10 protein-coding genes are annotated in these 9442 nt (G+C 45.1%); 6 read left to right on the forward strand and 4 right to left on the reverse strand.

Translation table 11 applies throughout. From position 1 onward, the window contains the following. The first annotated feature begins 443 nt into the window (after positions 1-443). Both DXA13_RS20260 and DXA13_RS20265 read left to right on the forward strand, forming a co-directional pair. Positions 444-1208 (forward strand): L,D-transpeptidase, encoded by a 765-nt coding sequence (locus DXA13_RS20260; RefSeq protein ID WP_181995770.1) that lies wholly within the window; start codon positions 444-446, stop codon positions 1206-1208. A 228-nt stretch (positions 1209-1436) separates the two neighbouring features. Continuing rightward, positions 1437-2702: a cation:proton antiporter gene (locus tag DXA13_RS20265; protein WP_118246804.1), complete on the forward strand. Its 1266-nt coding sequence runs from the start codon at positions 1437-1439 to the stop codon at positions 2700-2702. 229 nt (positions 2703-2931) lie between these two features. On the opposite strand, the gene DXA13_RS20270 is transcribed toward DXA13_RS20265, so the two are convergent. Then, positions 2932-3177 (reverse strand): TIGR03905 family TSCPD domain-containing protein, encoded by a 246-nt coding sequence (locus DXA13_RS20270; RefSeq protein ID WP_118246805.1) that lies wholly within the window; start codon positions 3175-3177, stop codon positions 2932-2934. Between the two features lie 196 nt (positions 3178-3373). On the opposite strand from DXA13_RS20270, the gene DXA13_RS20275 reads away from it, so the two are divergent. From DXA13_RS20275 to DXA13_RS20285, 4 genes are all read left to right on the forward strand, one after another. Continuing rightward, positions 3374-4072, forward strand: a complete 699-nt coding sequence (locus DXA13_RS20275; RefSeq protein ID WP_118246806.1) for a 5'-methylthioadenosine/adenosylhomocysteine nucleosidase — start codon at positions 3374-3376, stop codon at positions 4070-4072. A gap of 216 nt (positions 4073-4288) precedes the next feature. Then, on the forward strand, positions 4289-4927 hold the full coding sequence (locus DXA13_RS20280) for a hypothetical protein (protein ID WP_243009251.1): 639 nt from the start codon (positions 4289-4291) through the stop codon (positions 4925-4927). Further along, positions 4924-5229: a hypothetical protein gene (locus DXA13_RS22225; protein ID WP_243009252.1), complete on the forward strand. Its 306-nt coding sequence runs from the start codon at positions 4924-4926 to the stop codon at positions 5227-5229. Before DXA13_RS20280 ends, DXA13_RS22225 begins: the two co-directional genes overlap by 4 nt. A gap of 125 nt (positions 5230-5354) precedes the next feature. Beyond that, entirely contained in the window at positions 5355-6704 is a 1350-nt protein-coding gene (locus tag DXA13_RS20285) for a glucose-6-phosphate isomerase (RefSeq protein WP_118246807.1), read from the forward strand. Between the two features lie 73 nt (positions 6705-6777). Here DXA13_RS20285 and pcp read toward each other — a convergent pair whose 3' ends face one another. The 3 genes from pcp to DXA13_RS20300 are packed head-to-tail and all read right to left on the reverse strand — an operon-like array spanning position 6778 to position 9063. Continuing rightward, positions 6778-7419, reverse strand: a complete 642-nt coding sequence (pcp, locus tag DXA13_RS20290) for a pyroglutamyl-peptidase I (protein WP_118246808.1) — start codon at positions 7417-7419, stop codon at positions 6778-6780. 28 nt (positions 7420-7447) lie between these two features. Further along, complete coding sequence (locus DXA13_RS20295; protein WP_207662193.1) at positions 7448-8365, reverse strand: DUF979 domain-containing protein; 918 nt, start codon at positions 8363-8365, stop codon at positions 7448-7450. Beyond that, the gene (locus DXA13_RS20300) at positions 8362-9063 is read right to left on the reverse strand and encodes a DUF969 domain-containing protein (protein ID WP_118246809.1); all 702 of its coding nucleotides are present in this window, start codon (positions 9061-9063) and stop codon (positions 8362-8364) included. The genes DXA13_RS20295 and DXA13_RS20300 overlap by 4 nt, the downstream gene beginning before the upstream one ends. Positions 9064-9442: the final 379 nt, after the last annotated feature.

A 9442-nucleotide genomic window follows, 5' to 3' on the forward strand; every position in this document is an offset into this window, starting at 1 on the left:
ATATACAACTATATGAAGATATGATCTATTGCATGCAGAATGGAGGGGTTAAGAAAGATTCCATATCAGAAGCAGGCAGAAAAAAACATCATATTGTTTATTTTTATACCCATGATATCAACTAATAGAAAATTAATATTTCAAATAGAAATATTAAGGGGCAAATAACACCAGAGATCAATTAAAAGAATCAATAGATAAGGAGAGCAACTCACGGCGTTGTGGACTGTATCGGTGCGGCAATCAATTTTCATGTTATGTACTGGGGGGTGGATTCAATCCACATACCTATGTATATAAATATCATAAGGACAATGGCACGTTTACTATGACTTTTAAAATCAAAGATGCATCATCCTTTACGAAATCCATAATTATGTATTAAAAATCGGCTAACGGAATAAATGCTTGGATACTATAAAGATATATTAGGTGGTGAGGGTATGAGAACGATAATAAAAAATATATTAACATTGACAGCGGCAGTGTGTATGGCAGTTTCCTCTTTTACTGCCGCATTTGCAGGTGAATGGGCACAGGATGAAAATGGCTGGCGTTATATGGATGATGGTGATCTGTATTCGGCAAATGAATGGCAGTGTATTAATGACAAGTACTATTACTTTAACGATGATGGTTATATGCTGTCCAACATGATTACACCTGATGAGTACTGGATCGGCAATGATGGATATTGGATCAGCGACAGTTATATCGACCAGGAGGCCATGGCAGAAAAAAGCCTGAACGGATCATTGATCGTCTTTGACAAGTGCAGCCATCAAATGGAACTATGGGTAAATGGAGAAAGGATTTACAGCTGCCTGGGAATTGCCGGAGCGCTGCAGGGTGATAAAGATGTGGAGGGTGATTGTAAAACCCCTGTTGGAGAATTCTATGTATGTTCGAAAAATGCAAACAGCCAGTACCATAAAGCATTGGGATTATCTTACCCAAATATAGAAGATGCAGAAAGGGGAATAGCGCAGGGGCTGATTACTGAAGCACAGTACAAAAAGATAGTCAGAGCAATCCAAAACGGCAGTAAACCCGATTGGTATACGCCATTGGGCGGTGAGATTATGATTCATGGAAAAAGAGGATGCGCAGATGGAACACGAGGCTGTATCGGCATACTTGATTCCGATATCGATTATATATGGAATTTTGTGACTATGGGAACAAAAGTCATTATACAGGAACAATAAGAAGGGGACTGTTCCAAGCAAACGATGAGGTTCTGATTACCTTTTGGTCCAGATATTATGAAACCGCGTACAGAGTATACGGCCCGTTAAGAACATGTTTCAACATGGAAAAACAACTTGAATTCTGAGTTGAGGAGCGTATAATATTTTTTGGTATTTATGTGGGCAGAAGTTGTCATACATGATGATATCTGACGGAATATGATGGACTGAAAAGGGGAAAATGAGATGGAATCGTACAAGTTTTTGTTTAATCTGGCTATTATTCTGCTCAGTACTAAGGTGCTGGGCCTGGCAACGCAGAAAATCAAGATGCCCCAGGTGGTGGGCGCCCTGCTGGCAGGACTTCTGCTGGGGCCCGCCATGCTGGGGATTTTGACGGAAACGGATTTTATACATAATCTGGCTGAAGTAGGCGTTATAGTCCTGATGTTCTGCGCAGGTTTGGAGACGGACATTGACGAGTTGAAAAAGAGCGGGAAAAAGGCGTTTATTATAGCTTTAATCGGGGTAATCGTCCCCCTGATCGGCGGCTTTGCAGTTGCATGCATGTTCAACCGCCCCGGCGTTATTGATTCAGATGCCAACTGCAGCCTGTTTCTCCAGAATATATTTATTGGCGTAATCCTGACTGCAACATCCGTAAGTATTACGGTTGAAACGTTAAAGGAATTGGGTAAGCTGAAAACCAGGTCCGGGAATGCCATTCTTGGAGCAGCTATTATCGATGATATATTGGGAATTATCGCCTTGACAATTATCACCAGCATGGCGGATTCGGACGTCAATATCTGGGTAGTTCTCTTTAAGGTGGCTGCCTTTTTCGCCGCCGCAGGCGTGATCGGAATTGTTTTTCACAAGATCTATAAAAAATGGAGCGAATCAGCGGAAAAGGGACTCCACAGACATGCGATTGTTGCATTCGCTTTTTGCCTCCTGTTGTCCTACTTTGCTGAGGTGGGATTTGGGGTTGCAGACATTACAGGTGCATTTCTGGCCGGCCTGATTGTTTCTAAAACGCAGAGGACACAATTTCTGGCGTCTAAATTTGAGGTGCTGTCATATCTGTTTATATCGCCTGTGTTTTTTGCGAGCATCGGGCTTAAGGTAGAACTTCCAAAGATGACGGGAGCGATTATAGAATTTGCTCTGTTGCTGGTGGTCGTTGCAATCCTTACGAAAATAGTTGGCTGCGGACTGGGTGCCAAGTTATGCGGTTATCAAAATTATCAGAGCCTGCGAATCGGCGTAGGTATGATATCCCGTGGCGAAGTCGCGTTGATCGTGGCAAGCAAGGGAACACAGCTTGGGCTTTTGGGCAGCAATTTCCTGGGACCGGTAGTCATCGTAGTTGTAATAACTACAATTATTACGCCTATTTTATTGAAACCTGTATTTCGGAGGGGACCTGGAGCTGTATCCATACCAGAAGGAGAAAAAGGCTTCTCAAGTACATATGAAGAGCTGGGGCAGTACAGCAGAGGCGAAAAATAGAAAGGATCCCGCTGCAGCGACATAAATCCTTTCCTACGAGTGCGCCTGCAAGATCATGCGGGAGCGCTGTCCATAGCGGAGCGCTTGTTATTTTCCAGGAATCAAGCGCTTTAATACTTCACAAGAACAAGGCATTTCCTGGAAAGAAATAAAAGAGCGGTGCAGCTGCACGGCTCTTTTTGCTTTATTCAGGAAAATACCTGTCATCCATATGTACTCTGGGTACAGTTTACTGCTGTGATTTGTACTGCTTTAATGCACGTGCAAGCTGGTCCGGACATGAAGTAGGGCGTGCGCCGCAGTGAATTCCGTCCAGGCGCTTGATCGCCTCATCGATGTCCATGCCTTCTACCAGCCTGGCCACGCCCTGAGTATTGCCGGAACATCCGCCTACGAAATTTACACTCACAATCTTATTGTCCTTGACTTCAAAGTTAATCTCCCGGGAGCAGACCCCCTGAGTTTTATAATACATTTGTGTATCCTCCATTTCTGATAAATAATGCATGTAGTTTTTAAAACTGTATCCTGATTGTTAAATTATATCCGTACACAGGTAGTGTGTCAAGCATCGCAGAAAAACTTTCTATCTGTAAAGTATATGAATTGAAGATTGAAAATGTTATGGATTTGGGTATAATTGAGGGTATGATATCGGAAGGAGGAAAAATATGTTAGGAATTATCGGTGCAATGGAAGAAGAGGTAGCCAAGATTAAAGAAGCGATGGAACAGGTAACGATTGAAAATACGGCCGGCATGGAATTTAACTGCGGCAAACTGAAAGGGATTGATGCGGTGGTGGTGCGGTCAGGCATCGGCAAAGTCAATGCAGCGCTGTGCAGTCAGATTCTGGCTGACCGCTATCACGTAAATGGGATTATAAATACAGGAATTGCAGGATCGCTTAAAAACGAAATCAATATCGGAGACATCGTATTATCCTCCGATGCTCTTCAGCATGATATGGACGCGACAGGCTTCGGCTATGCTCCGGGTCAGGTTCCAAGACTGGATGTTCTCTCGTTTCCGGCAGATGAGTCCCTGATCCGTTTGGCAAAAGAATGCTGTGAAACGGTGAATCCCGATATACATGTTTTTACGGGAAGAGTAGTAAGCGGTGACCAGTTTATCTCTGACAGGGATAAAAAGGACTGGTTGACCAGAACCTTTGACGGCTTCTGTACAGAGATGGAAGGCGCAGCAATCGCGCAGGCGGCATATCTGAATAATATTCCATATCTCGTTATCCGCGCAATTTCAGATAAGGCCGATGACAGTGCATCTGTGGACTATCCCGTTTTTGAGGCAAAAGCGATTGAACACTCCGTAAAGCTTCTGCTGGCAATGGCAGAGCGCATCGACCTCTGACCTGAGAACGGTTGTTACATTCAAACTGATATAAGCATGAGAACTGCAGAGCGATTCGTGACTGAATTTGACGAACGATTCTAGGCGTTCTCAACTTCCCAAAAAAATTTTCGGCCGCTATAATAAAACGTGACTGGAGGACACACCGGGGCGTCAGGGTACCGTGGCGCTGACCGGGAGATCCAATCCGGAAAGAATAGAAAGGGGAGTTGTATCATGCAACAATTTTTAGTATCAGGACAGGCTTTGTATGTTTTGGCAGTTATCTGCGGCCTTGGAGTGCTGTGCAAATGGGTTACAAGAATTCTCTACAAAAGATTAATTAAAGAGGCCGGAAATCTGGCGATGACCAAAAACAGGAATTTAAAAACATTGAAACAAAGAGTTGAGAGTACATACCGGACGAATTCCGGAGTAGGTAATATGGAAACATATCTGGAGCATCAGATGTATGATTTCAGATTTTTGGGAGTTACCCTGACTGGATGGGGAAATTTTTCAAACCAAATGACATTTCTGTGCTTCCTGGCAGGCGGAGCGGCAGCGTTTCTGTCTTACTGGTCCAGAAGTGATTCTTATTATATAGTACTGTATGGTTCCATGGGCATTCTGGCCGGCCTGTTTACACTGATGGTAGACAGCGGGGTGAATCTGAATGAGAAGAGAGAACAGCTTTTAATCGCCCTGGAAGACTATATGGATAATCCTTATTCTTCCGCCCTGGAAAAGGCAGAATGGGAACGGTGGACGAGGAAGAACCGGAAACTGAAGCAGAGAACACAGGCGCAGCGAGAACCGCAGCGGCAAGACGAAGCAGCAGGAGGAGAGAACGAGAGGCTGCAGTCAGAACCGTGATACCGGAAAGCGGTAAGAGGAGCGTGCGTGACCGGATTCAAGGAAGAAGATCTGGAGAGGAGCTGGTCCAGAACACAGCACTTTCCTCCTGCGATGATGATGAGCTGGATGAGCAGGCAGATAATTCCGCAGGAGCATTTGCACAGGGGCAGAGAGCTGATTATTTAAAACACAGTCTGGAACAGATTGCGGCAAGCCGGGAACGGCAGAAAGGCACGCCATCGGGAGAGAACTGGCTGAAAGATCTGAATCCGCAGGAAATGAAAATTCTGGGCGATATCATCAAGGAATATCTGGCATAGGAAAGGGGGGATCGTGTGAATGAGGTCAGAAAAAAGTGTCAATATGGTATCGCAATTTAAACATAACCGTGGTATGATAAAGATATATCAAATAGATCCAAACAGAAGAAAAGGAGAGGATAACGATGGGAAGAGAAGTTTCTTTTGACTATTCCAGAGCTGCTCGCTTTATTAGGGCAGAAGAGATGGAGAACATGGCAGGCCAGGTAATGTGTGCCAAAGATGTATTGGTTAATAAGACAGGGGCTGGTAACGATTTTCTCGGATGGATTGATCTGCCGGTCGATTATGATAAAGAAGAATTTGACAGGATTAAGAAGGCTGCTGAGAAGATTAAGAATGATTCTGATGTGCTTCTTGTAGTAGGAATCGGCGGTTCTTACCTCGGTGCACGTGCAGCGATTGAGTTCTTATCTCACAGTTTCTATAATGTTCTGGATAAGAGCGTTCGTAAAGCTCCGGAAATTTATTTTGTAGGAAACAGTATCAGCAGCAAATATATTCATGATTTAAAAGATGTCCTTGCAGGAAAGGATTTCTCTATTAATATCATTTCCAAGTCCGGAACTACAACGGAGCCGGCAATTGCATTCCGTGTATTTAAGGAAATGCTGATAGAAAAATATGGCAGGGAAGAAGCTAATAAGAGAATTTATGCGACCACAGATAAGGCAAAGGGTGCCTTAAAGGATCTGGCAAACGAAGAAGGTTATGAGTCTTTTGTCGTACCGGACGATGTGGGCGGAAGATTTTCGGTGCTGACAGCAGTAGGCCTTCTTCCGATCGCTGTAAGCGGAGCAAATATCGATGATTTGATGGCAGGTGCAGCTTCCGGACGTAAGAAAGCTCTGGAAAGCCCATATGAATCAAATCCGGCCCTTCAGTATGCGGCAGTCCGTAATATCCTTTTGAGAAAGGGCAAATCTGTTGAAATCGTTGCAAATTATGAACCGAGCCTTCACTATGTGTCCGAATGGTGGAAACAGCTTTACGGTGAGAGTGAAGGAAAAGACCAGAGAGGTATTTTCCCGGCCGCTGTTGATCTGACAACGGATCTTCATTCCATGGGACAATTCATTCAGGATGGTGCGAGAATCATGTTCGAAACTGTTTTGAATGTGGAAGATTCCCCGGAAGAGATCATACTTCAGGAAGAAGAAGTCGATACAGACGGTATGAACTATCTGGCAGGAAAGAATGTGGATTTTGTAAATAAGAGTGCGATGAACGGCACGATTCTTGCTCATACGGACGGCGATGTGCCGAACCTGATGGTTAAGATTCCTGAGCAGAATGCCTTCTATCTTGGCGAATTATTCTATTTCTTTGAGTTTGCATGCGGCGTGAGCGGATATCTGCTCGGAGTAAATCCGTTTAACCAGCCTGGCGTGGAAAGTTATAAGAAAAATATGTTTGCTCTTCTTGGCAAACCTGGCTATGAATCAGAAAGAGAAGAACTTTTAAAGAGGCTGTAAGTCTCCTTGATTAAATATAGAAAAGCGGTGTGGAGACGACCGGTTATGGTTGGCTCTGCACCGCTTTCTTTTCTTAGTGTGTTTCTCCGCCTATGGCGACGATATCGGATTCGTTTTCGGCAATTGCCTGAACGGCCGCCTCGAGAGCAGCGACTACGTCGGAAGTTGCCATGCTGGGCGTATCTTTTTTATCTACGACCTGTGACGTGATATATGGGACGTGAATAAATCCGCCGCGGACACCAGGGAATTCTTTGTCAATATAATAGAGAACGCCGTACATAACGTGATTGCAGACAAAGGTTCCAGCTGAATTGGACAGGGAAGATGGAAGCCCCAGATCATGAATGGCCTTTACCATGGCCTTAACAGGCAGAGTGGAAAAATAAGCAGGTTTTCCATCCTCAAATACCGGCGTGTCTATGGGCTGGTTCCCTTCATTATCTTTGATTCTGGCATCGTCAACGTTGATTGCTACACGCTCCGGAGTTACGCCGAACCGCCCGCCTGCCTGTCCGATAGAAAGGACTGCATCCGGCTGTTCTCTCTTCATGGACTCGTGAATGGCTTCAATGGATTTGCCGAATACGGTGGGTATTTCGAGTTTGACAATCTGAGCGCCCGCGATCTCATCCTTCATCTGTTTAACGGCTTCAAGAGCGGGGTTAACAGATTCCCCGCCAAATGGATCAAACGCTGTGATTAAAATCTTCATGAGTATCCTCCTTCAGGTTCGTTTTAAGTTAAAATGCAAGTACGTACATGAGTATCATGTGAATTATGAGCATGACAACTGCAAACGGCGCCTGGGCTTTAATAATGGAATACTTGCTTTTCGTTTCCAGAAGTGCGGCAGGCATGATGTTAAAGTTGGCAGCCATAGGGGTGATCAGCGTTCCGCAGTATCCGGCAGTCAGGCCGAGAGCGCCGACGTATACGGGATTCGCACCATTAGTCAGCAGGAATGGAACGGCGATTCCCACCGTTATAACAGAGAATGCAGCAAATCCATTTCCCATAATCATGGTGAAAAGGGCCATACCGATACAGTAAACACACGTTGCAGCGAAGAGATTGCCTTCGGGAATGATGAAAGACACGCCTTTTGCTACGACGCCGCCTACGCCGCAGGCGGTAAACAGAGCGCCTAAAGCGGCCAGAAGCTGAGGCAGAAATACGACTGGTCCCATATTGTCCAGGAGCCGGTTGCTTTCCGTCACGATCGTTTTCGCCGGAGCCTTTGTAATAATAAACGCAAGTGCGGCTGCGATAAAAGCTGCTACGCCGATGGAGTTATTTGCAGAAACAATACCGGTGGAAGCGACGATCATGGCGATAAATGCCAGAGCCAGAGCTGGTATGAAGATCTTGTAACCGATGCGGTCTGCATGTACGCGCGTTTCCTTTGGGTCAGGCGCGTGGTGAGAGGCGGGTGTTATGCCGTTCATTGCAGAGACGACAGCTACCAGCACAATGATAACTCCGGTAATCCAGTACGGGATATGGGGGCCTGCGATAAAAGAAAAGCCCATGAGTATCCAGAAGAGCGCGGTCGTAAACCGCTTTTTGCACTGAGGGTCACGGTAAGCATGAATTCCGACACAGATAAATGCAGCTCCGATGATGCAGAAGAAAATTTCAGAAAGAATGGTGTCCATCATTGTTTTGTCTCCTTTCCGACTGAGTTTCTGGAATTAAGGCGCTTGTCCAGGAATATGTTCTGAACGATCGTCATTATGATGGCGATTACTGCGATCGGAATGCTGGCTACAGCTACCTGCAGGGGATTTATGTTGAATCCCTGTTCGCTGATGGTAGAGGCAATTAAAAGCGTACCAGAAGCGCCCATAAAGCAGTTCTGAGCAAAAAAGTTGCCGTAGTTATCGGCCGCCGCCGCATGACTCTTAATATCTTCCCTGGATGCGTCGTCTACAGAGTCGTACTTGGCAATGGCGGCGCCTTCTGCCATTGGGAAAATAATCGGACGGACAAACTGGACATGGCCGCCCAGCTTTATGGAGCCGGCAGCGGCAAGGGCACGGATGATCATATAAGCCGAGATGACTACGCCGCATGTGGCTTTTTCCAGTTTTCGGATCAAATCCACGGCTTTGTCTTTTAAGCCATAGCGTTCGCTGATGCCGATGATGCCGATGGTGATAGCAAAAATTGTAGCCACTCTCTGATTGACAAAAGACTGGCCCAGGGTGTCAAAGATGCCGATGAAAGTCATGTCTCCATTTACAACGGCAACCAGCCCGGTAATAATACCGGCGGCGACGACAGTTGCCATCGTATCGAAACGGAGAGCAAATCCGATAATGACGACTGCAACGCCAATGAGTTTTAATAAATCCATATGTTTATCCTCCTGCCTGAAAATATCATTATAAGTATATCATAAACAGGAAGATTTATTAAGGGATACCTTAATATAGAAGAAAAATTTGTTAAAATGAGAAATAAAAAATATTGGTTTTGCGGTCGACCACTTTACAAATTGGAAAATGTGTTGTATAATATCAGTAACTGAACAGAACTTTTATAAAAATTTAACAGGGGGTATCAAACCATGATTAACAAAGACAGGCTTTTCAACAGACTGATGGAACTTGGTCAGATCGGAAACACAGAGGACGGAGTATACTGTATGGCTCTTTCTAAGGAAGAGAATGAAGCCCATGCACTGGTAAAGAAGTACATGGAAGAAGCAGGAATGACCGTACATATGGACGCAG

It is taken from the genome of Clostridium sp. AM58-1XD (assembly GCF_003464085.1).
In the GTDB taxonomy this organism is placed as follows: Bacteria; Bacillota; Clostridia; order Lachnospirales; family Lachnospiraceae; genus Lachnoclostridium_A.